Annotated in this window: 15 protein-coding genes; 9 read left to right on the top strand and 6 right to left on the bottom strand. The window is 64.1% G+C overall.

Annotated features, from left to right (window positions below; translation table 11 throughout):
* Window positions 1-9 precede the first annotated feature (9 nt).
* The 3 genes from C4K27_RS20010 to C4K27_RS20020 all read right to left on the bottom strand — a co-directional run bounded on the left by C4K27_RS20010 (window position 10) and on the right by C4K27_RS20020 (window position 6,122).
* A complete protein-coding gene (locus C4K27_RS20010) occupies window positions 10-3,684 on the bottom strand; it encodes a translocation/assembly module TamB domain-containing protein (RefSeq protein WP_053261859.1) in 3,675 nt (1,224 codons plus the stop codon).
* Window positions 3,681-5,408: an autotransporter assembly complex protein TamA gene (locus C4K27_RS20015; RefSeq protein ID WP_053261860.1), complete on the bottom strand. Its 1,728-nt coding sequence runs from the start codon at window positions 5,406-5,408 to the stop codon at window positions 3,681-3,683. The genes C4K27_RS20010 and C4K27_RS20015 overlap by 4 nt, the downstream gene beginning before the upstream one ends.
* A 63-nt stretch (window positions 5,409-5,471) precedes the next feature.
* A complete protein-coding gene (locus tag C4K27_RS20020; RefSeq protein ID WP_009044610.1) occupies window positions 5,472-6,122 on the bottom strand; it encodes a GNAT family N-acetyltransferase in 651 nt (216 codons plus the stop codon).
* Between the two features lie 203 nt (window positions 6,123-6,325).
* Between C4K27_RS20020 and xthA the strand changes: the two genes are divergently transcribed.
* Window positions 6,326-7,138, top strand: coding sequence for an exodeoxyribonuclease III (gene xthA, locus C4K27_RS20025; RefSeq protein WP_053261861.1), 813 nt, complete (start codon window positions 6,326-6,328; stop codon window positions 7,136-7,138).
* A 55-nt stretch (window positions 7,139-7,193) separates the two neighbouring features.
* On the opposite strand, the gene C4K27_RS20030 is transcribed toward xthA, so the two are convergent.
* On the bottom strand, window positions 7,194-7,520 hold the full coding sequence (locus C4K27_RS20030; RefSeq protein WP_007929647.1) for a YegP family protein: 327 nt from the start codon (window positions 7,518-7,520) through the stop codon (window positions 7,194-7,196).
* Between the two features lie 250 nt (window positions 7,521-7,770).
* Between C4K27_RS20030 and C4K27_RS20035 the strand changes: the two genes are divergently transcribed.
* Window positions 7,771-9,153, top strand: a complete 1,383-nt coding sequence (locus C4K27_RS20035) for a substrate-binding domain-containing protein (RefSeq protein WP_053261862.1) — start codon at window positions 7,771-7,773, stop codon at window positions 9,151-9,153.
* A 93-nt stretch (window positions 9,154-9,246) separates the two neighbouring features.
* Here the strand turns inward: C4K27_RS20035 and C4K27_RS20040 are convergent, their stop codons facing one another.
* The gene (locus C4K27_RS20040) at window positions 9,247-10,476 is read right to left on the bottom strand and encodes an acyl-CoA dehydrogenase (RefSeq protein ID WP_053261863.1); all 1,230 of its coding nucleotides are present in this window, start codon (window positions 10,474-10,476) and stop codon (window positions 9,247-9,249) included.
* Window positions 10,477-10,668: 192 nt separating this feature from the next.
* On the opposite strand from C4K27_RS20040, the gene C4K27_RS20045 reads away from it, so the two are divergent.
* The 3 genes from C4K27_RS20045 (at window position 10,669) to C4K27_RS20055 (ending at window position 13,224) form a co-directional block, all read left to right on the top strand.
* Window positions 10,669-11,595 (top strand): LysR family transcriptional regulator, encoded by a 927-nt coding sequence (locus tag C4K27_RS20045; protein WP_009044615.1) that lies wholly within the window; start codon window positions 10,669-10,671, stop codon window positions 11,593-11,595.
* Between the two features lie 168 nt (window positions 11,596-11,763).
* Window positions 11,764-12,168 (top strand): MerR family transcriptional regulator, encoded by a 405-nt coding sequence (locus C4K27_RS20050; RefSeq protein WP_007929654.1) that lies wholly within the window; start codon window positions 11,764-11,766, stop codon window positions 12,166-12,168.
* A 156-nt stretch (window positions 12,169-12,324) separates the two neighbouring features.
* Window positions 12,325-13,224 carry a hydroxymethylglutaryl-CoA lyase gene (locus C4K27_RS20055; protein ID WP_038577780.1) on the top strand — a complete coding sequence of 300 codons (900 nt, stop codon included), beginning with the start codon at window positions 12,325-12,327 and terminating at the stop codon, window positions 13,222-13,224.
* A gap of 663 nt (window positions 13,225-13,887) precedes the next feature.
* Here C4K27_RS20055 and C4K27_RS20065 read toward each other — a convergent pair.
* Window positions 13,888-15,582 (bottom strand): AMP-binding protein, encoded by a 1,695-nt coding sequence (locus C4K27_RS20065; RefSeq protein WP_053261864.1) that lies wholly within the window; start codon window positions 15,580-15,582, stop codon window positions 13,888-13,890.
* A 225-nt stretch (window positions 15,583-15,807) separates the two neighbouring features.
* Here C4K27_RS20065 and C4K27_RS20070 point away from each other — a divergent pair, with 225 nt between their 5' ends.
* The 4 genes from C4K27_RS20070 to C4K27_RS20085 are packed head-to-tail and all read left to right on the top strand — an operon-like array spanning window position 15,808 to window position 21,369.
* Window positions 15,808-16,971 carry an isovaleryl-CoA dehydrogenase gene (locus C4K27_RS20070; protein ID WP_007929657.1) on the top strand — a complete coding sequence of 388 codons (1,164 nt, stop codon included), beginning with the start codon at window positions 15,808-15,810 and terminating at the stop codon, window positions 16,969-16,971.
* Between the two features lie 11 nt (window positions 16,972-16,982).
* Complete coding sequence (locus C4K27_RS20075) at window positions 16,983-18,590, top strand: carboxyl transferase domain-containing protein (protein ID WP_053261865.1); 1,608 nt, start codon at window positions 16,983-16,985, stop codon at window positions 18,588-18,590.
* Window positions 18,591-18,607: 17 nt separating this feature from the next.
* Window positions 18,608-19,423, top strand: coding sequence for a gamma-carboxygeranoyl-CoA hydratase (locus C4K27_RS20080; protein WP_053261866.1), 816 nt, complete (start codon window positions 18,608-18,610; stop codon window positions 19,421-19,423).
* The gene (locus C4K27_RS20085; protein ID WP_053261867.1) at window positions 19,423-21,369 is read left to right on the top strand and encodes an acetyl/propionyl/methylcrotonyl-CoA carboxylase subunit alpha; all 1,947 of its coding nucleotides are present in this window, start codon (window positions 19,423-19,425) and stop codon (window positions 21,367-21,369) included. Before C4K27_RS20080 ends, C4K27_RS20085 begins: the two co-directional genes overlap by 1 nt.
* Window positions 21,370-21,418 lie beyond the last annotated feature (49 nt).

The following is a 21,418-nucleotide window of genomic DNA, read 5'->3' on the forward strand; positions in this document are numbered from 1 at the left end:
GCCGACGAGCTAGAAGTCGCGTTTGTAGAAGATATCCAGCGAGCTGGCGACGCCGCTGGCCGCTTCCAGGTAGACCTTTTTGCTCAGCTTGTAGCGCAGGGCGATGGTGTTGGCCGGCTCGAAGACCCCCACCCCGTAACGCAGGCTGAGCCGCTCGGAGATATTGCCGCTGGCCACCACGCTGGTGGTGTTGCCGCTGCCCTGGGTGTCGAGCTGGAAGTCGTCGATCCCCAGGTCCTTGGCCAGCCCGCCGGTGATGTTCGAGCTGCCCATCAGGCCCAGGCCCAGGGCAGCTTGCGCCAGCATGTTGTTGTCCTCGCCGGTGGTGCTCAAGGGACGCCCGAGCACCAGATAGGACAGCGCCTGCTCCTGGCTCATGGCCGGCTCCGAGAAGATCTGCGTGGTCGGCTGTTCGGCGCTGCCACTGAGGCGGATGCCGGCGATCACGTCATCGGTCTGGCGGATCGCCTCGATGTCCAGGTACGGCTGGTCGATCGGCCCGGCGAACAGCAGGCGCGCCCGGCGTACGGTCAGGCGCTGGCCGTAGGCGCGGTAGCGGCCGTCGTTGAGCCACAGTTCGCCACGGGTGTCCATGTTGTCGCCGATGTGCACGTGGCCTTGCAGGTTGGCGGTCAGGCCGAAGCCGGTGAAGCTGAGCTTGTCCTCGCCGACCACCACATCGATGTCCATCGCCATGGCCATCGGCGCTTTGCCCTCCTCGGTCTGGTGGCCGATGATCACCGTGTCGTCCGACACCTTGACCGTCGATGGCGGCAATTCACGGATGGTGATTTCACCCTTGGGCACATGGACCTTGCCGGCGATCGCCAGCTTGTCGTCCTTCATCGAGATCTTCAGGTCCGGCGCCACGTCCAGCACCGCATAGGGTTCGACGGTGACCGGCAGCTGCGAGCCTTTCAGGCTCAGGTCCACCACCAGCGCCTGGCCCCAGGCGATATTGCCGTTCAGGCTACCCTGCCCGGCCTTGCCACTCTTCCAGCCACCGCTCAACTGCACGCTTTCACCGGCGATCAGCGCCTGCAATTGCAGGTCCTGGAGGCTGATGGGCAATTCAGGGCCAGAAACTTCGCCACCACTAAGGGCCAGGTTGCCATTGACCTGCGGCGCCAGCAGACCGCCGGAGATGCGCCCGCTGCCATCGAGGGTGCCGGTGAGCTTTTCGACCATTGGCACGAACGGCCGCGCCACCGCCAGGTCCAGGCCGCTGAGGCGGAACTCGCCGGACAGCGGCTTGTTTTTCGGCAGCGGATTGATCTGCGCCTGCAGCATCAGCTCACCGAGCTTGCCGCCACTGAACGCCAGCTGGGTGTCGATACGCTTGGGGTTGAGGGTGGTGTCGAGTTTCAGCGTCTGGTATGGGAAGTCCAGCCACTGCTGTTTTTCCTTGACCCGCAAGGTGCCGCCGCTGGCGTCCAGCAGGATCCGCCCCTGCGGGCCACCGGCCGGTACGTCCAGCTTGATATCGGCATTGAGCCGGCCCTTCCAGGCGAAGTCCTTGGGCAACCACTGCGCGAGGCTGTCGATCGGGAACTGCTTGAGGTGGTAGCGCAACTTGGGCTCGGGCATCAGCCGCTGATCCTCGCCACACAGGCTGGCATCGCCGCTGGCCCAGCAATGGGCCCCGAAGTTGAGCTTGCCGTCGGCCAGGTATTCGAGCTTGGCCGGGGCTTGCAGCCTCCAGTCCTGGCCACCGGTCTGGATATCGCCGCTGGCCAGGCGCCCGCGCCAGTTGCCCTGGTCCAGCTTGCCGTCCAGGCCCAGTGCCAGCTTGAGCTGCGGACCTTGCAGGTCCAGTTGCAGCTTCTGGCTCTTGATATCGCCCTGGCCGCTGGCCGTCAGCGTGCCCAGCGCGGTTTCACCGACCTGGATGCCGGCCCCCTTGAGGTCGATTTGCGCCCGTTGTGCGCTGTCCAGGTTGGCATCGAGCTTGAGGCTCTGCAGGCGATTGTCGGCGAACACCAGTTGCTGGCCTTGCAGGTCGAGCTTGCCCTGCGGCGTCTTCAGGGTGCCCGCCACATCGAGGCGGCCGTTGAGCTGGCCACGCAGCTCGGGCCACAGCTGGCCGAGACGCGACAGCTTGATATCGAGTTGCCCGGCCAAACGCTGTTGCAGGCGGCCGGAACCGTTGATGCGGTTGTCGCCCAGGCGGATGTCCAGGGTGCTCAGGTTCCACTGCTCGCCAGCGCCATCGGCCTTGGCCTGCAGCACCGCGGGCTGGCCGCGCAGCTTGCCCTTGAGGTCGAGGTCGGCGTTGAGCTTGAGTTGCTCGTTCTTCATTTCGCCCTGGCTGCGCAGCGGCCCGGCCAAAGTGCCCGGCAGCTCGGCGACCCAGTACGCCGGGTTGATCGCCGACAGGTCCAGGGCGGTATCCCAGGCGATGCCGTCGGCGAATTGCAGGTTCAGGTGGCCTTCGGCCTTGCCCTGGCCAGCGGCCAGCTTGAACTGGGGCAGGAAGATTTTCGTCAGGTCGCCGCTGAACGGGCTGCTGAGGCTGAACGCCCCCGCCGGGCCATCGAGGTCACCCTTGAAGTTGCCCAGGTAGTTGCCATCGCGGTAGGCGACCTCGGCAGTGAAGCGGCGCACCGCCACCGCGGGCTCTTCGATCAGCGGGTACAGGCGATGCCAGGGGAAATCCAGCCAGTCGAGCCTGGCTTCGGCGTTCAGGCCCTGGCTCCAGTCCAACTGGCCTGTCAGCTTGAGGTTCTGCTTGTCGTTGGCGCTCAGGTCCAGCGCGGCGATCTGCGCGCCCTTGGCGTCGACCTTGCCTTGCAGCGCCAGGGCCACCGGCCCCTGCTCGGCCGGCAGAGTGGCCTTGCCCAGCAGTTGGTAACCCGCCTTGAGGTCGCCTTTGCCGGTCAGTTCCAGCTGGTTGAGCATCAGGGTATCGGGCAGCTCGGCGCTGGCCTTGAAGCCATCGGCAGTGATCCGCACCTGGGCCGGCAGGTTCTCCACCAACGGTTGCAGCTCACCGCTCAATTGGCCTTGCAGGTAACCGCTGCTGTCGGCCGCAAGCTTGAGGGTCTTCAGCAGGTCGCCATCGACCTTCAGCGCCAACGCCCAGGGTTCACTGCCCGGCGCCGGCAGGGTGAGGGTACCGGTGGCACTCAGTGGCCAGTCGCCGCTGGGCGACAGCAACCCCGAAAGATTCAGGCTGAGGTCGTCGCGTTGCAGGCTCACCGAGTCGATCTGCAGGCCCTTGGCCGTCCACTGCGCCGCCAGCTGCAGGCCCTTGAGTTCCTCGCTGCCATTGAACTGCAGGCTGCCGACCCGAACCTGCCCCAGCTCGATAGCCACAGGCAACCGCAGATCCGGCAGGCTGATCGGGCCGCTGCTTTGTTCTTCCGCGCCTGGCGGGAATTGCAGGCTGACCTGCTCCACGTCCAGTTGCTCGATGCACAGGGTCATGCGCATCAGGCACGCCGGCGACCAGGCGAATTTCGGCGCCTGGAGTTCGACCCGGCTGCTGTCCTGCTGCCACAACAGGTGATCGGCGCTCCACTGTCCGCCCAAGCGGCCGGCGAAGTTTTCCACGCTCAAGCCCGGCACCAGGCCCAGGGCCCAGCGACTGCCGGCCTGGGTGCCGAGTATAGAAGCCAGCGCCAGTACCAGCACCGCCACCAGCACAAGCAGCGCCAGCGCCGCGATCTTCAAACCACGCTTCACAGCTCAGGCCCCATGGAAAAGTGCAAGCGAATGCCGCCGTCATCGTCCAGCGCATGGGCCAGGTCGAGGCGGATCGGCCCCACCGGGGACACCCAGCGCACGCCGACACCGACCCCGGTCTTGAGGTTCGGCAGTTCAAGTTTGTCGAAGGAGTTGCCCTGGTCGACAAAGGTCGCCAGGCGCCATTTTTCCGCGATGGAGTACTGATACTCGACGCTGCCGGCCACCATGTAGCGCCCGCCGATCCGGTCGCCGTCGGAGTTCTCCGGCGACAGGCTCTGGTAGTCGTAACCGCGCACGCTCTGATCGCCACCGGCGAAAAAGCGCAGCGACGGCGGGATCTTCTTGTAACCGTTGGTGGCGCTGCCACCGAACTGCACCCGGCCGAGGAAGCGATGGTTGTCCCACACCGTGGTCAGGCCCTTGAGCAGCACGGTGCCATATAACAGGTTGGTGTCCGAGCCCAGCCCTTCCTTGGCCACCTTGCTGTCGAATTGCAGGCGATAACCGTTGTGCGGGTCGATGCGGTTATCGCTACGCAAGTAGGAATAGCTGATGCCGGGCATCAACAGGGTACTCAAGCCCGAGTCGTCGCCAAGGCGGTATTCCTCGCGTTGCCACTTCAACGAGATGACTCGCTGCCAGCCGCTGGGCAACTTGCTGTGCCACTCGGGACCGAGGGTGAGCAGTTTACTCAGGGTGTCGGTATTGGCGATTTCTTCGTTCTGGTAGCCGCCGGCAAAACGCAGCTTGTCGGTCAGCGGCGGGTCCAGCGGTATGTCGTAGAACAGGCCAACGTTCTGTCGCGGCGCGGAGACTTCCGCCTCCCAGCCGTAGCTGTGGCCTTGGGCGTTGACCCAGTGCCGGGTCCAGTTGGCCTTGGCCCGCGGCCCGACGTCGGTGGAAAAGCCCAGGCCCAGGCCCATGGTGCGCGGCTTGCGGGTTTCCAGTTGGACCGCCACCGGAATCACCTCGGCGGCGGCCGCGGTCGGCGCCGCGTCGACCCGCACGCCCTCGAAATAACCGCTCGATTGCAGCGCCTGGTTAAGCTCGGCGATCAGCTCGGAATCGTAGGGAGTACCGGCCTTGAACGGCACCATGCGTTGCAGCAGGTCTTCGTCGAACGGCGTATCGCCGGCAAAACTGACCTTGCCCAGGGCGTAACGCGGGCCGCTTTCGTAGACCAGCTCGATATTCGCCACCCCGGCCTGGGGGTCCACCGCCAGCTTCTGCCGGGTGAAGCGCCCGCTGAAAAAGCCGTAGCGCGACGCCTGGTTCTGGATCAGCCGCTTGGCGTCTTCGTAATGACCGTGATTGAGGACCGCGCCGCTTTTCAGCTGGTCGCTCCTGGGCACACGAAAGCCCTTGAGGGAGGCCGCCGGGCCGTCGACCCGGATGGTGACGTTGCGCAGGTGCACCGGCTCGCCAGGATCGATATTCAGCACCAAACGCGGCTTTTCGCCGCCTTTGACTTCGCTGCTGATCTGCGGCTGGTAGTAGCCCAGGGCCTGGGCGGCCTTGCGGGCCTGCTCCTCGGCGCCACGGCTGAAACGCAGCAGGGCTTCCTCGTCGCGATCGCCCACCCCGCCGATGTAGCCTTCCACATTGGCCTTGAGTTCATCGTTGGAGGGTTTGACCCTGACGTCCAATTCGCTTTGCGCCAGTGCCGCACAGCTTGTGAACAGCAGCAACAAGCCGCTGGTGAATCTTCCTGAAAACTTCATAGGCGCGAATGCTATCACGAGCTGGGAGCCCGATAGAGCGCACAAATGTGAGGAAAGTTCTGTTCAGCCGGTCGCGCTTTGCAGAACCTGCGGGTTGGCGTGAAAGAAAACGTGCTCGCGGACCGGACCGACGGCGATCTCGCCAATCTCTTCATAACCCTGGCGCTCATAGAACGCCAGGTAACGCGGGTTGCCGGTGTCCAGCACCACACCCTGGGAGTGCTCGTCCACCGCGCACCAGTTGTGCACCGCCTGCAGCAACTGCTCACCGAAATGCTTGCCCTGGAATTGCGGATGAATCCCCAGCAAGGGCAGGACGTGCACTGAATCGCTGGGCAGGCAACCCAGCACCGCGGCGTGATAGTCCAGGTAACGCCGGGTGCAACGGAAACCGGTACTGAGCACCATGCGCAGGCGCCAGGCCCAACTCTCGGTAATGCCCAGGCGACGCTGGGGCGGCGCGATCAGGGCGATACCGATCAGCCGGTCATTGACCAACAGGCCGATGGCCGGCAGGTCCTGAATGAAGTGCTGCTTGACCAGCTCCCGCACCGTGGCCCGCACCCGTTGTTCGTAACCCGGGCGTTCGGACTCGAACAGATAAGCGAAGGTCGGCTCGTGGCGATAAGCCTGATACAGCAGGGAACGGGCTTCGCGGGCATAGCCGCTGTCGAGCATGTGAATGTCGGCGATGGCAGTCGAGGTTTCAGGCATGGCGATTGGTCTCCCCCTGGGCCCGGCTTGAAGTGGCCGCGCTGGGTGGCGGCGTTCTTCTGCGCGGTTGTTATAGCTACGAACCTTTCAGGCTCATGATCGCTCCACCGCCCATGGACCTTAGCAGCGCATCTGCCCTGCCGCCACGCTGGCCGCCGCGCGACTTGTCGGCTAGCATCGCAGTTTTGCCAGGACTGCCGACCATGAAGATCGTCTCGTTCAACATCAACGGGCTGCGCGCCCGCCCCCATCAGTTGGCGGCGCTGATCGAAAAGCATCAACCGGACGTCATCGGCCTGCAGGAAACCAAGGTGTCGGACGACCAGTTCCCCCTGGCCGAAGTCCAGGCGCTGGGTTATCACGTGCATTACCACGGGCAGAAAGGCCACTACGGCGTCGCCCTGCTCTCGCGCCAGGCGCCGCTGGACCTGTACAAAGGCTTCGATGGCGACGATGAAGATGCCCAGCGGCGTTTTATCTGGGGCACCTTCGCCGATGTCGATGGCACCCCGGTGACCATCATGAACGGCTACTTCCCCCAGGGCGAAAGCCGCGACCACCCCACCAAGTTCCCGGCCAAGCAACGTTTCTACAGCGACCTGCAGCACCTGCTGGAAACCCGCTTCAGCAATGAGCAGCCGCTGGTGGTCATGGGCGACGTGAACATTTCCCCAGAAGACTGCGACATCGGCATCGGCCCGGACAACATGAAACGCTGGCTGAAAACCGGCAAGTGCAGCTTCCTGCCGGAAGAGCGCGAGTGGATGGCCCGCCTGAAGAACTGGGGCCTGGTGGACAGTTTCCGCCACCTCAACCCCGAGGTGGCCGATCGTTTCAGCTGGTTCGACTACCGCAGCCGCGGTTTCGAGGACGAGCCCAAGCGCGGCCTGCGCATCGACCTGATCATGGCCTCTCGCGGCCTGCTGCCACGGATCAAGGATGCCGGGGTCGACTACGACCTGCGCGGCATGGAGAAACCTTCCGACCACGCCCCGATCTGGCTCGAACTGAGCTGATCGCCCGGCACAAAAAAGCCCATCCTGAGATGGGCTTTTTTAATGCTTCAGCGTCTCAGCACAGCTCGATCCGGGTGCTGGTGCCAGCCTGCATGATGGCCTCGATGGCGGACTCACGGGTCGGCTCCGAGTCATACAAGTGGCTGACCAGGATCACCTCCTTGCCGGCCTTGAGATTGAAGTAAGGTTTGCCACCAGGGGCGATCTTCTTTTCGTAACTACCCGGGGACGTGCAGTGCTTGCGGAGCAGCGCAATGGCTGCCTCGACACTCTCACGACAAGGGTAACGGTCGCTTTGAAGCATGGTCTGCGCGTCCTTGGACTTCAGCAAGAACCTGAAACCACCGCTGCCATATTGCTTCAGCTCGAACCAGCCACTCATTTCATACTCCTTTGACACAAGCAAATTGCAGCCAGGGCTGCATCGACGCCTGGTGACGACGAGAGTCGGCGTGCGCCAATTCCCCTCCAGACAAAGTTTTCAACTCTACTGAGCCTGCCGTGCCGGGTCTTTAAGAGCATTCTGAAAAGCCAGGGGAACGCTCCGATTCCCCCCATCAACCGTCACATCCCCGTCACCTCCCTGACTTAATCTCGCCGCACTCGCTCCCGCCATAGAAGGCCATTGCCGCATGTCACGCGTTTGTACCGTCAGTGAACCGGACCTCTGGTGCCGAACCCTCTGCCTGCTGCTGGTCGGCTTCGTCTGCTACGCCCTGCCCTGGTCGGTGTTCGCCGCCCTGCCCCTGGCTGGCGACAACCAGCCGGTGCTGCGCATCCAGGGCTCCAACACTATCGGTGCCGCGCTGGGCCCGGCCCTGGTCAAGGGCCTGATGCAAGAACAGGGTTTGCTCGACATACGGATCGAGGCGACGGGCAAAGACAACGAACGTCGGGTGACCGGCCAGAATGCCCAGGGCCAGCGCGTTGTCGTCGAGATCGCCGCGCATGGCTCCAGTACCGGCTTTGCCGCGTTGAAGAACGCCAGCGCCGACCTCGCCGCCGCGTCGCGGCCGATCAAGGACAGCGAACTGGTGGAGTTGGAAGCCCTCGGCGACCTGAAAGACCCCGACGCCGAACAGGTGATCGCCATCGACGGCCTGGCCATCATCCTCCACCCGCACAACCCGCTGGCGCGGCTGGACACCGAACAACTGGCGCGGGTGTTCAGCGGCGAGGTGAAAACCTGGGAAGAACTGGGTGGCGTCGGCGGCGCCATTCACCTGTACGCCCGCGATGACCGCTCCGGCACCTACGACACCTTCAAGGAACTGGTGCTGGCACGCCGCAACAAGAACCTGAGCGCCACAGCGAAACGCTTCGAGTCCAGCGAACGACTCTCCGACGCGGTCAGCCGCGATCCCCAGGGCATCGGTTTTATCGGCCTGCCTTATGTGCGCCAGGCCAAGACCGTGGCGATTGTCGACGGCGGCTCGCAACCGATGCTGCCCCTCGACAGCCTGATCGCCACCGAGGACTACCCACTGTCACGGCGCCTGTACTTCTACCTGCCGCCCGATGAGCAAAACCCCTGGGCCAGGGCCCTGGTGCGTTTCGCCCAGAGCGCCAGGGGCCAGGCCATAGTCGCGGCCAACGGTTTTATTGCCCAGACGGTGCTGGCCATGAGTGTCGCCCCCGCCCCGCAGATGCCCGAGGGTTACCAGGCCATCGCCCGGCAGGCGCAGCGCCTGACCGTGAATTTTCGCTTCGAGGAAGGCAGCGCCACCCTCGACAACAAGGCGCGCCAGGACCTGCCACGGGTCCTGGACTTTCTCAAGCGGCACGACAAGCTGGCCAAGCGCGTGACCCTGGTCGGCTTCGGCGATGCCAAGAACGATCAGGCACGCGCGGCGCTGCTGTCCAAGCTCAGAGCCATGACCGTGCGCCGGGAACTGGTGAGAAACGGTGTGGTGTTGCGCGAGATCCGCGGTTTTGGCGCGCAGATGCCGGTCGCGGCCAATACCGCGGACGAGGGGCGGATCAAGAATCGGCGGGTGGAAGTCTGGGTGTATTGAGAGAGAAACCAGCGGTGTAATCGAGGACGCCATCGCGGGCAAGCCTCGCTCCTACAGATTCTTCCATAGGAGCGAGGCTTGCCCGCGATCGCTTTAATGCCCGCTGCGCAGCATTTCCTTGGGCACGTACTTGCCGATTTCGAACTTGCCGATGGCCGCACGGTGTACTTCGTCCGGGCCGTCGGCCAGGCGCAGCGTACGCTGCATGGCGTACATGTAGGCCAGCGGGAAATCGTTGGAGACCCCGGCCCCGCCATGAATCTGGATGGCCCGGTCGATCACCTTCAAGGCCACGTTCGGCGCCACCACCTTGATCTGGGCAATCTCGCTTTTCGCCACCTTGTTGCCGACGGTGTCCATCATGTATGCCGCCTTCAGGGTCAGCAGGCGTGCCATGTCGATCTCCATCCGCGAGTCGGCGATCTTGTCGATATTGCCGCCCAGGCGCGCCAGCGGCTTGCCGAATGCGGTACGACTTACCGAACGCTTGCACATCAGTTCCAGCGCGCGCTCGGCCACGCCGATCGAACGCATGCAGTGGTGAATCCGGCCCGGGCCAAGGCGGCCCTGGGCGATCTCGAAACCACGGCCTTCGCCCAGCAGCACGTTCTCGTACGGCACCCGCACATTGTCGAACAGCACTTCGGCATGGCCGTGGGGAGCGTCGTCGTAACCGAACACCGGCAGCGGCCGGACAATCTTCACCCCGGGGGTGTCGACCGGCACCAGGATCATCGAGTGCTGCTGGTGGCGCGGCGCATCGGGGTTACTCAGCCCCATGAAGATCAGGATCTTGCAACGCGGGTCGCAGGCCCCCGAGGTCCACCACTTCTTGCCGTTGATCACCCATTCATCGCCATCGCGCACGGCGCGGGCGGCCATGTTGGTGGCGTCGGACGACGCCACGTCCGGCTCGGTCATGGCGAAGGCGGAGCGGATCTCGCCGCGCAGCAGCGGCTCCAGCCAGCGTTGCTTCTGCTCTTCATTGGCGTAACGCACCAGCACTTCCATGTTGCCGGTGTCCGGTGCCGAGCAGTTGAAGGGTTCCGGCCCCAGCAGGGAGCGGCCCATGATTTCCGCCAGCGGCGCGTATTCCAGGTTGGTCAGGCCGGCGCCGAGTTCCGACTCGGGCAGAAACAGGTTCCACAAGCCCTCGGCCTTGGCCTTGAGTTTGAGCTCTTCCATGATCGCCGTCGGCTGCCAGCGATCGCCTTCGGCGACCTGGCGTTCGAACACCGCTTCAGCCGGATAGACATAGGTGTCCATGAACGCGGTCACGCGCTCACGCAGTTCCTGAACCTTGGGTGAATAGGCGAAATCCATGGGCAGCTACCTTCTTGGCGAGGTGGTTGAGGGCATGGAACCGATGCTAGAACAGCTTACGAAAATTTACCTAGCCTATTCTCGGCGTGTATTAACATTCATCACCGATATATGATTGACTGATTCGGCAGGCCAATCAGTCCAGCCTCCGGCCCTAACAATACCGGCCCCTAACAATAAGAGTGCAGCGCAATGAATCTGAGCAAGGTCGACCTCAACCTTTTCATCGTCTTCGACGCGATCTACACCGAAGCCAACCTGACCCGCGCCGGACAAATCGTCGGCATCACTCAGCCCGCTGTCTCCAATGCCCTGGCCCGCCTGCGCGAGACCTTCAACGACCCGCTGTTCGTGCGGACCGCCCAGGGCATGGTGCCCACGCCCATGGCGCAGAACATCATCGGCCCGGTGCGCAACGCCCTTTCGCTGCTGCGGGTGTCGGTGCAGGAAAGCCGCATCTTCAACCCCTTGCAGGCGGTCAAGACCTACCGCATCAGCATGACCGACCTGACCGAGGCGGTGATCCTGCCGCCGCTGTTCCAGCGCCTGCGGCGCCTGGCGCCCACGGTGATCATCGAGAGTTTCCTGTCCAAACGCCGGGAAACCACCAAGGAACTGGCCGCCGGCCGCCTGGATTTCGCCGTCGATGCCCCGCTCAACACCGACCCGCAGGTCCGTCACGTCAAGCTGATGGAAGACCGCTATGTGTGCGCCATGCGCAAGAGCCACCCGCTGGCGAACAAGGAAAAACTCAGCCTCGACGACTACCTGTCGCTGACCCACATCCATATTTCCAGCCGTCGCAGCGGCCTGGGTTACGTCGACCTGGCCCTGGGTAAGATGGGCATCCAGCGCAAGATCGCCCTGCGTTCCCAGCATTACCTGATGGCCTCGCAAGTGCTGCAGCAGACCGACATGGTCATGACCGTGCCCGAGCGCTTCGCCCGGCGCCATGACCTGCAGGCGTTCAACCTGCCGGTCAACGACGTGCCGCCGCTGGAAACCCACCTCTATTGGCACGAAAGCACCGACCAGGACCCGGCCAACCGCTGGATGCGCGAGCAGATGATCGAGCTGTGCCAGCAGGTGACGGCCCACGAGAAAAAACTCGAAAAGTGATGTGCAGGCGCAACGCTTGCCCGCGATAAGGGAGAACGTGGTGGTTCAGGGAAACCTCAGCGTACCCATCGCGGGCAAGCCTCGCTTCTACAGATAGGGCGGCATCCTGCTTGACGTATACGTCAACCTCGAATTAGCTTAACGCCAAGACCTTTTTCGAGTGCCCCCATGAGCAGCCAGACCTACAGCATTTCCGACCTTGCCCGCGAGCTCGACATCACCACCCGGGCCATCCGTTTCTATGAAGAACAAGGCCTGCTCGCCCCCGAACGCCGTGGCCAGGAACGCATCTACTCGCCACGGGACAAGGTCAGCCTGAAGCTGATCCTGCGCGGCAAGCGCATCGGCTTCTCCCTGGCCGAATGCCGCGAACTGATCGAACTCTACGACCCCAGCAGCGGCAACCTGAAGCAGCTGCACAGCATGCTGGCGAAAATCGCCGAGCGCCGTGAGCAGCTGGAGCAACAGTTGCTGGACATCGAACAGATGAAGCTGGAGCTGGACACCGCGGAAGAGCGCTGCACCCAGGCGCTGGAGCAGACCATCCAGAATCAGAAAAGCGCCGTGCAGTAACCGCCCCAGGCTGCGATCGCCCGCAAAGCGGCCGCGCCAGCAACACAGACAATCTGCCAGACAGACCTTAGCGCCTGGTTTTGCGTCGACTTCGTCGCCGAGCGCAGCCTGCGGCAGCGGCTACATTAGTGCCCACTTAATATAGGTAAAGCTCTCATGTCCCTCCCCACCCATGTCCGCCTGGTCGAAGTCGGTCCTCGCGACGGTTTGCAGAACGAAGCCCAGCCCATCAGCGTCGCCGACAAGGTGCAACTGGTGGATGCCCTGAGCGCGGCCGGGCTCGGCTATATAGAAGTCGGCAGTTTCGTCTCGCCCAAATGGGTGCCGCAGATGGCCGGGTCCGCCGAGGTGTTCGCGCAGATCCAGCGCAAGCCGGGGGTGACCTACGGCGCCCTCGCCCCGAACCTGCGCGGTTTCGAAGACGCCCTGGCCGCCGGGGTCAAGGAAGTCGCGGTGTTCGCCGCCGCCTCCGAGGCGTTTTCCCAGCGCAACATCAACTGCTCCATCAGCGAGAGCCTGGAACGCTTCGTGCCGATCATGGAAGCAGCGAAACAGCACGGCGTTACCGTGCGCGGTTACGTGTCCTGTGTGCTGGGCTGCCCTTACGAAGGCGAGGTAGCGCCGGAACAGGTCGCCGTGGTCGCCCGCGAGCTGTACAGCATGGGCTGCTACGAAGTGTCCCTGGGCGACACCATCGGCACTGGCACCGCCGGCGCTACCCGCCGCATGTTCGAGGTGGTGGCCGCCCATGTTCCGCGGGACAAGCTCGCCGGGCACTTCCACGACACTTATGGCCAGGCCCTGGCCAATATCTACGCCAGCCTGCTGGAAGGCATCGCGGTGTTCGACAGCTCGATCGCCGGGCTCGGCGGCTGCCCCTATGCCAAGGGCGCCAGCGGCAACGTCGCCAGCGAGGACGTGCTGTACCTGCTCAACGGGCTGGGCATCGAAACCGGTATCGACATGGAGCGCCTGATCCTCGCCGGCCAGCAGATCTGCTCCGTGCTGGGGCGGCCCACCGGCTCGCGCGTCGCCAAGGCCCGTTACCCAGGTTGAGGGGCACGCCTGTTTCGGGGTGTTACCGGCCGCTCTGGCGCACGCTCGAAACGGGTAACACGGAAACAGTTTGTCGATTTTCTAGCGGTACAGATGAAAGGCCATTTTTATCAAGCAATTGATTTTAAAGGACTTTAAAAAGTTGGCATGGCTTCTGCTATATCTCTGGCATAACAAGAATAAAAAGCAGCAAAGCTAATAAAAATAAGACGAAACGACTCTGACATAACAAAAACAACACGGCAGAGACGCAGCTAACAGATTTTTTTGGAGAGGATGTGTTTTCCAGGGTGTCTTTAACAATAAGAGCCACCCGCAACCGGGCAGAGAACAATAAAACTACCCCAAGGTAGCTCCCGAACTGGTTGGTCGCTCAAGCGAGAAAATAGATCAGCGCTCAAAAAAATACGTTTGCTCTTGATCCCGGATGGGGATCGCCAAAAACAGCGGTAAAGGGTAACGGTTGCCAAAAACAACAACAGACCGCCCCTCAATAATAAAAAAAGAGCACGCAACGACAAAAATTAAAGGGGAGCTTCGGCTCCCCTTTGTGCTTTCCGGCCTTCCAGTTTCCCTCCCCTCTCCTGACTCGGCTGCGCCCCCCCCCAAAAAACGGCTCGCGAGCCGCTCCCGCACATATTCGCGGGAGCCAGCTCGAATGGCTCAGGAACGCACGCGCAACTCCTCGATGCTGATCTCGCGCATCCTGAACTTCTGGATCTTGCCGGTCACGGTCATCGGGAATTCCTCGACGAACTTGAAGTAACGCGGCGTCTTGAAGTGAGCGATACGCGCCTTGCACCAGGCCTGCAGCTCCTCCTCGCTGGCGCTATGGCCGGGGTGGAACTTGATCCAGGCGACGATCTCTTCGCCATATTTCGAGCACGGGATGCCGATCACCTGCACGTCGGCCACCGCCGGGTGGGTGAAGAAAAACTCCTCCAGCTCGCGCGGATAAATGTTCTCGCCGCCGCGGATGATCATGTCCTTGTTACGCCCGGCGATGCACACGTAACCCTGCTCGTTCATGGTCGCCAGGTCGCCGGTGTGCATCCAGCCGGCCTGGTCGATGGCTTCGGCCGTGCCCTGGAGGTTGTTCCAGTAGCCCAGCATCACGCTGTAACCGCGGGTACAGAGCTCGCCGATAGTGCCGCGCGGCACGATATTGCCCGCCTCGTCGATGATCTTGCTTTCCAGCTGCGGCTGGGTGCGGCCGACCGTGGTCACGCGCAGCTCAAGCTCGTCCGCCGGGCCGGTCTGCAACGACACCGGGCTGGTTTCGGTCATGCCGTAGGCGATCTGCACTTCGCTCATGTGCATCTCGCTGATCACCCGCCGCATCACCTCGATCGGACAGGTGGCCCCGGCCATGATCCCGGTGCGCAGGCTCGACAGGTCGAACTCGGCCCGCCGTGGCTGGTCGAGCATGGCAATGAACATGGTCGGCACGCCGTACAGCCCAGTGGCCTTTTCCTCGGCCACGGCGCCCAGGGTCAGCAGCGGATCGAAGGCATCGTTGGGGTAGATCATGGTCGTGCCGTGGGTCACGCAGCCCAGGTTGCCCATGACCATGCCGAAGCAGTGGTACAGCGGCACCGGGATCACCAGGCGGTCCTCGTGGCCCAGGCCCAGGCTCTCGCCGACCATGTAACCGTTGTTGAGGATGTTGTAGTGACTGAGGGTCGCGCCCTTGGGGAACCCGGTGGTGCCGGAGGTGTACTGGATATTCACCGCCTGGTCGGGGTCCAGGCTGTCCTGGCGTTCGCGCAGCGCTTCGACGCTGACGCCGGCCCCCAGGTCGGCCAGCTGCGACCAGGGCAGAAAGCCCGACGGCGGCTGGGCGTCGAGGCTGATCACGCCGCGCAAATCCGGCAGGCGCTCGCTTTGCAGCTGGCCGATGGACTGCTGCGCCAGTTCGGGCGCCAGGCCCTGGAGCATGGCGTGGTAGTCGGAGGTCTTGAACGCGCCGGCGCACACCAGCCACTGGCAGCCGGACTGCTTGAGCACGTATTCCAGTTCGGAGCTGCGATAGGCCGGATTGATGTTCACCAGGATCGCGCCGATCTTGGCGCTGGCGAACTGGCTGATGCACCACTGGGCACAGTTGGGGGCCCAGATGCCCAGCCGGTCGCCGGTCTTGAGCCCCAGGGCCAGCAGCGCCCGGGCATGCAGATCGACGGTTTCGGCCAGTTGCTGCCAGCTGTAGCGCAGCTGCTGATGACGCACCACCAGGGCTTCGCCCCGAGGGTATGACGCCACCGTGCGATCGAACGCCTGACCGATGGTCAGCGCCAGCAAGGCCTTGTCCTGCGTGCCGCGAGTGTAACTGCGCCCCGGCGCGGATGCGGGTTGATCCATGATGACCCCTATTGTCTTTATTAGTGGGTAAGCATGAGCCAGGCATGTAGCGAAGGAGCCTGGCCCCCAGCGAAAACGCCCCTACTCTGGCGCAAGTTGACGTTTACGTAAAGGGTGATTGACAGCCACCCGTCGCAGGCTTACGTTAACGTAAAGGTGAGAGCCGAATCAGCCGCTCCCCACAGCCCGACTCCCTTACATAAAAACAAGTTTGAAGGTGCCCCCATGAGCTATCCGACCCTGAACTTTGCCCTCGGCGAAACCATCGACATGCTCCGCGACCAGGTGCAGGCCTTCGTCAAGGCCGAGCTGGCGCCACGGGCGGCACAGATCGACATCGACAACCTGTTCCCCGCCGACATGTGGCGCAAGTTCGGCGACATGGGCCTGCTGGGCATCACCGTGCCGGAAGAATACGGCGGCGCCGGCCTGGGCTACCTGGCCCACGTGGTGGCCATGGAAGAAATCAGCCGCGGCTCGGCCTCGGTCGCCCTCTCCTACGGCGCCCACTCCAACCTCTGCGTCAACCAGATCAACCGCAACGGCAACCACCAACAGAAAAGCCACTACCTGCCCAAGCTGATCAGCGGCGAACACATCGGCGCCCTGGCCATGAGCGAACCCAACGCCGGCTCCGACGTGGTCTCGATGAAGCTGCGCGCCGACAAGCGTGGCGATCGCTACGTGCTCAACGGCAGCAAGACCTGGATCACCAACGGCCCCGACGCCAACACCTATGTGATCTACGCCAAGACCGACCTGGAAAAGGGCCCGCACGGCATCACCGCGTTTATCGTCGAGCGCGACTGGAAAGGCTTCAGCCGCAGCAACAAGTTCGACAAGCTGGGCATGCGCGGCTCCAACACCTGCGAGCTGTTCTTCGACGACGTGGAAGTCCCGGAAGAGAACATCCTCGGCGTGCTCAATGGCGGCGTTAAGGTGCTGATGAGCGGCCTGGACTACGAGCGCGTGGTGCTCTCCGGCGGCCCGACCGGGATCATGCAGGCCTGCATGGACCTGGTGGTGCCCTACATCCACGACCGCAAGCAGTTCGGCCAGAGCATCGGCGAGTTCCAGCTGATCCAGGGCAAGGTCGCCGACATGTACACCCAGCTCAACGCCAGCCGCGCCTACCTGTATGCCGTGGCCCAGGCCTGCGAGCGCGGCGAGACCACGCGCAAGGACGCCGCCGGGGTGATCCTCTACAGCGCCGAACGCGCCACCCAGATGGCCCTGGACGCGATCCAGATCCTCGGCGGCAACGGCTACATCAACGAGTTCCCCGCCGGCCGCCTGCTGCGTGACGCCAAGTTGTATGAAATCGGCGCCGGCACCAGCGAAATCCGCCGCATGCTGATCGGTCGCGAACTGTTCAACGAAACCCGCTAACGGAGCTGTCCATGGCTATCCTGCATACCCAGCTCAATCCCCGTTCGGCGGAGTTCGTCGCCAACAGCGAAGCGATGCTCAAACAGGTCGACGCCCTGCACACCCTGCTCGCCCAAGTCCAGCAAGGCGGTGGCGCCAAGGCCCAGGAACGACACACCTCGCGTGGCAAACTGCTGCCGCGCGAGCGCATCAACCGCCTGCTCGACCCGGGCTCGCCCTTCCTCGAAGTCAGCCAGCTGGCGGCGTATCAGGTGTATGGCGAAGACGTGCCGGCCGCCGGGGTGATTGCCGGCATCGGCCGGGTCGAAGGCGTCGAATGCATGATCGTGGCCAACGACGCCACGGTGAAAGGCGGCTCCTATTACCCGCTGACCGTGAAAAAGCACCTGCGCGCCCAGACCATCGCCCAGCAGAACCGCCTGCCCTGCATCTACCTGGTGGATTCGGGCGGCGCCAACCTGCCGCGCCAGGACGAGGTGTTCCCCGACCGCGAGCACTTCGGGCGGATCTTCTTCAACCAGGCCAACATGAGCGCCCTGGGCATCCCGCAGATCGCCGTGGTCATGGGCTCCTGCACCGCCGGTGGCGCCTACGTGCCGGCCATGGCCGACGAAGCGATCATGGTCCGCGAACAGGCCACCATCTTCCTCGCCGGCCCGCCGCTGGTGAAAGCCGCCACCGGTGAAGTGGTCAGCGCCGAAGACCTCGGCGGCGCCGATGTGCACTGCAAGATCTCCGGTGTCGCCGACCACTACGCCGACAGCGACGAACACGCCCTGGCCCTGGCCCGGCGCAGCATCGCCAACCTCAACTGGCGCAAACAGGGCGAGTTGCAGCAACGCACGCCGATCGCCCCGCTGTATGCCAGCGACGAGCTATACGGAGTGATCCCGGCGGACGCCAAACAACCTTTCGATGTGCGCGAAGTCATTGCGCGGCTGGTGGACGCTTCGGTCTTCGATGAGTTCAAGGCGCTGTTCGGCACCACCCTGGTGTGCGGCTTCGCCCACCTGCACGGTTACCCGATCGCCATCCTCGCCAACAACGGCATCCTCTTCGCCGAGGCCGCGCAGAAAGGCGCGCACTTCATCGAACTGGCCTGCCAGCGCGGCATCCCGCTGCTGTTCCTGCAGAACATCACCGGCTTCATGGTCGGGCAGAAATACGAAGCCGGCGGCATCGCCAAGCACGGCGCCAAGCTGGTGACCGCGGTGGCCTGCGCCAAGGTGCCGAAGTTCACGGTGATCATCGGCGGCAGCTTCGGCGCCGGTAACTACGGCATGTGCGGCCGCGCCTACGACCCACGTTTCCTGTGGATGTGGCCCAACGCGAGGATCGGCGTGATGGGCGCCGAGCAGGCCGCCGGGGTGCTGGTGCAGGTCAAGCGCGAGCAGGCCGAACGCGGCGGGCAGCCATTCAGCGCCGCCCAGGAAGCCGAGATCAAGCAGCCGATCCTCGACCAGTACGAACACCAGGGCCATCCGTATTACTCCAGCGCCCGGCTGTGGGACGACGGCGTCATCGACCCGGCGCAGACCCGCGATGTCCTGGCGCTGGCCCTGTCCGCGTCCCTCAACGCCCCTATCGAACAGAGCCGCTTCGGCGTGTTCCGCATGTGACCCGGAGCGAAACCGACATGAACGACTTCAACACCCTGGAACTGCTGAAGGACCCGCGTGGCTTCGCTACCCTGTGGCTCAGCCGTGAGGAAAAGAACAACGCCTTCAACGCCGAAATGATCCGCGAGCTGATCCTCGCCCTGGATCAGGTGCAAAGCGATCCGGCCCTGCGTTTCCTGCTGGTGCGCGGCCGCGGCAAGCATTTCAGCGCCGGCGCCGACCTGGCCTGGATGCAGCAGTCGGCCGAACTCGACTACCACACCAACCTCGACGACGCCCGCGAGCTGGCCGAACTGATGTACAACCTGGCCAAGCTGAAGATCCCGACCCTGGCCGTGGTGCAAGGCGCGGCCTTTGGCGGCGCCCTGGGCCTGATCAGTTGCTGCGACATGGCCATCGGTGCCGACGACGCGCAGTTCTGCCTCTCGGAAGTACGCATCGGCCTGGCCCCGGCGGTGATCAGCCCGTTCGTGGTGCAGGCTATCGGCGAACGCGCGGCGCGCCGCTACGCCCTGACCGCCGAGCGCTTCAGCGGCCAGCGGGCCCGGGAAATCGGCCTGCTGGCGGAAAGCTACCCGACGACCGAGCTGGAACAACAAGTGGCGTCGTGGATCGACAACCTGCTGCTCAACAGCCCGTGCGCCATGCGCGCCAGCAAGGACCTGCTGCGCGAAGTCGGCAACGGCGCCCTGACCCCGGCCCTGCGCCGTTACTGCGAAAACGCCATTGCCCGCATCCGCGTCAGCCCCGAAGGCCAGGAAGGCCTGCGCGCCTTTCTGCAAAAGCGCTCGCCCAGCTGGCAGCCCGACCAGATCACCAAGGAGTCGCGTTAATGAGCGCCCCTGTCCTGACCACCCTGCTGGTGGCCAACCGCGGCGAGATCGCCTGCCGCGTGATGCGCACCGCCAAGGCCCTGGGCCTGACCACCGTGGCCGTGCACAGCGCCACCGACCGTGACGCCCGCCACAGCCGCGAAGCCGACCTGCGCATCGACCTGGGCGGCAGCAAGGCCGCCGACAGCTACCTGCAGATCGACAAACTGATTGCCGCCGCCAAGGCCAGCGGCGCCCAGGCGATTCACCCGGGCTACGGTTTTCTGTCGGAGAACGCCGGCTTCGCCCGCGCCATCGAAGCCGCTGGCCTGATCTTCCTCGGCCCGCCGGCGTCGGCCATCGACGCCATGGGCAGCAAATCGGCGGCCAAGGCACTGATGGAAACCGCTGGCGTGCCCCTGGTCCCCGGTTACCACGGCGAAGCCCAGGACCTGGAAACCTTCCGCGTCGCCGCCGAACGCATCGGCTACCCGGTACTGCTCAAGGCCACCGCTGGCGGTGGCGGCAAGGGCATGAAAGTGGTGGTGGACGTCAGCCAGCTGGCCGAAGCCCTGGCCTCGGCCCAGCGTGAGGCGCAGTCGTCCTTCGGCGATTCGCGGATGCTGGTGGAAAAGTACGTGCTCAAGCCGCGTCACGTGGAGATCCAGGTGTTCGCCGACCAGCACGGCAACTGCCTGTACCTCAACGAGCGCGACTGCTCGATCCAGCGGCGCCACCAGAAAGTCGTCGAAGAAGCCCCGGCCCCCGGCCTGAGCGTCGAGCAGCGCAAGGCCATGGGCGAAGCCGCGGTGCGCGCAGCGCAGGCCATCGGTTACGTCGGCGCCGGTACCGTGGAGTTCCTGCTGGATTCGCGCGGCGAATTCTTCTTCATGGAAATGAACACCCGCCTGCAAGTGGAGCACCCGGTCACCGAAGCCATCACCGGGCTGGACCTGGTGGCCTGGCAAATCCGCGTGGCCCAGGGCGAAGCGCTGCCAATCACCCAGGATCAGGTGCCGCTGATCGGGCATGCGATCGAAGTGCGGCTGTACGCCGAGGACCCGGGCAATGACTTCCTCCCGGCCACCGGGCGCCTAGCGCTGTACCGCGAATCGGCGTCGGGTCCTGGACGTCGGGTGGACAGCGGCGTCGAGCAAGGCGACAGCGTGTCGCCGTTCTACGACCCGATGCTCGGCAAACTGATTGCCTGGGGCGAAAACCGCGAGCAGGCGCGTTTGCGCCTGCTGGGCATGCTCGACGAGTTCGCCATTGGCGGGCTGAAGACCAACCTGGCGTTCCTGCGGCGCATCATCGCCCATCCGGCCTTCGCCGCCGCCGAGCTGGATACCGGCTTTATCCCGCGCTATCAGGACCAGTTGCTGCCACCGGCCAGCGCCTTGAGCGACGAGTTCTGGCAAGCCGCCGCCCAGGCGTTCGCCCAGAGCCAGCCGGACCAGACGCGCATCGACGACCGTCACTCGCCCTGGGCCAAGGCCAGCGGCCTGCGCATCGGCCTGCCGCGGGAAACAGTGCTGCACCTCGACTGCGAGGGCCAGGACCGGGCGATCACGCTGGACACCCACAACACGGCCATGGCCTTGCACGGCGAGCAGCTGTCGATCGAACACAAGGGGCTGCGCCAGCAGCACCGGGCGATTCGCCAGGGCGACAGCCTGTACCTGAAGTGGCAGGGCGAGATGCACCGGGTCACGGCCTATGACCCGATTGCCGCGGTGGAGGCCAGCCACGGCCATCATGGCGGCCTGACCGCGCCCATGAACGGCAGCATCGTGCGGGTTCTGGTGCAAGCCGGGCAGAGCGTCGAAGCTGGCGCGCAACTGGTGGTTCTGGAAGCGATGAAGATGGAACACAGCATCCGCGCACCGCAAGCCGGGGTGGTCAAGGCGCTGTATTGCCAGGAAGGTGAAATGGTCAGTGAGGGAAGTGCCCTGGTGGAGCTGGAATAAGCTCCTGAGGCAGAAGATCGTTCCCGCAGCCTTGCGGGAACGATCGTAT

Source organism: Pseudomonas chlororaphis subsp. chlororaphis (genome assembly GCF_003945765.1).
Lineage (GTDB): Bacteria > Pseudomonadota > Gammaproteobacteria > Pseudomonadales > Pseudomonadaceae > Aquipseudomonas > Aquipseudomonas chlororaphis.

What these genes read in the sequence shown, in the direction of transcription:
- C4K27_RS20035 (WP_053261862.1), top strand. Translation starts at nt 7,771, where the DNA reads ATGTCACGCGTTTGTACCGTCAGTGAACCGGACCTCTGGTGCCGAACC.
- C4K27_RS20070 (WP_007929657.1), top strand. Translation starts at nt 15,808, where the DNA reads ATGAGCTATCCGACCCTGAACTTTGCCCTCGGCGAAACCATCGACATG.
- C4K27_RS20020 (WP_009044610.1), bottom strand. Translation starts at nt 6,122, where the DNA reads ATGCCTGAAACCTCGACTGCCATCGCCGACATTCACATGCTCGACAGC.
- C4K27_RS20015 (WP_053261860.1), bottom strand. Translation starts at nt 5,408, where the DNA reads ATGAAGTTTTCAGGAAGATTCACCAGCGGCTTGTTGCTGCTGTTCACA.
- C4K27_RS20065 (WP_053261864.1), bottom strand. Translation starts at nt 15,582, where the DNA reads ATGGATCAACCCGCATCCGCGCCGGGGCGCAGTTACACTCGCGGCACG.
- C4K27_RS20050 (WP_007929654.1), top strand. Translation starts at nt 11,764, where the DNA reads ATGAGCAGCCAGACCTACAGCATTTCCGACCTTGCCCGCGAGCTCGAC.
- C4K27_RS20075 (WP_053261865.1), top strand. Translation starts at nt 16,983, where the DNA reads ATGGCTATCCTGCATACCCAGCTCAATCCCCGTTCGGCGGAGTTCGTC.
- C4K27_RS20045 (WP_009044615.1), top strand. Translation starts at nt 10,669, where the DNA reads ATGAATCTGAGCAAGGTCGACCTCAACCTTTTCATCGTCTTCGACGCG.
- C4K27_RS20055 (WP_038577780.1), top strand. Translation starts at nt 12,325, where the DNA reads ATGTCCCTCCCCACCCATGTCCGCCTGGTCGAAGTCGGTCCTCGCGAC.
- xthA (WP_053261861.1), top strand. Translation starts at nt 6,326, where the DNA reads ATGAAGATCGTCTCGTTCAACATCAACGGGCTGCGCGCCCGCCCCCAT.
- C4K27_RS20030 (WP_007929647.1), bottom strand. Translation starts at nt 7,520, where the DNA reads ATGAGTGGCTGGTTCGAGCTGAAGCAATATGGCAGCGGTGGTTTCAGG.
- C4K27_RS20080 (WP_053261866.1), top strand. Translation starts at nt 18,608, where the DNA reads ATGAACGACTTCAACACCCTGGAACTGCTGAAGGACCCGCGTGGCTTC.
- C4K27_RS20040 (WP_053261863.1), bottom strand. Translation starts at nt 10,476, where the DNA reads ATGGATTTCGCCTATTCACCCAAGGTTCAGGAACTGCGTGAGCGCGTG.
- C4K27_RS20085 (WP_053261867.1), top strand. Translation starts at nt 19,423, where the DNA reads ATGAGCGCCCCTGTCCTGACCACCCTGCTGGTGGCCAACCGCGGCGAG.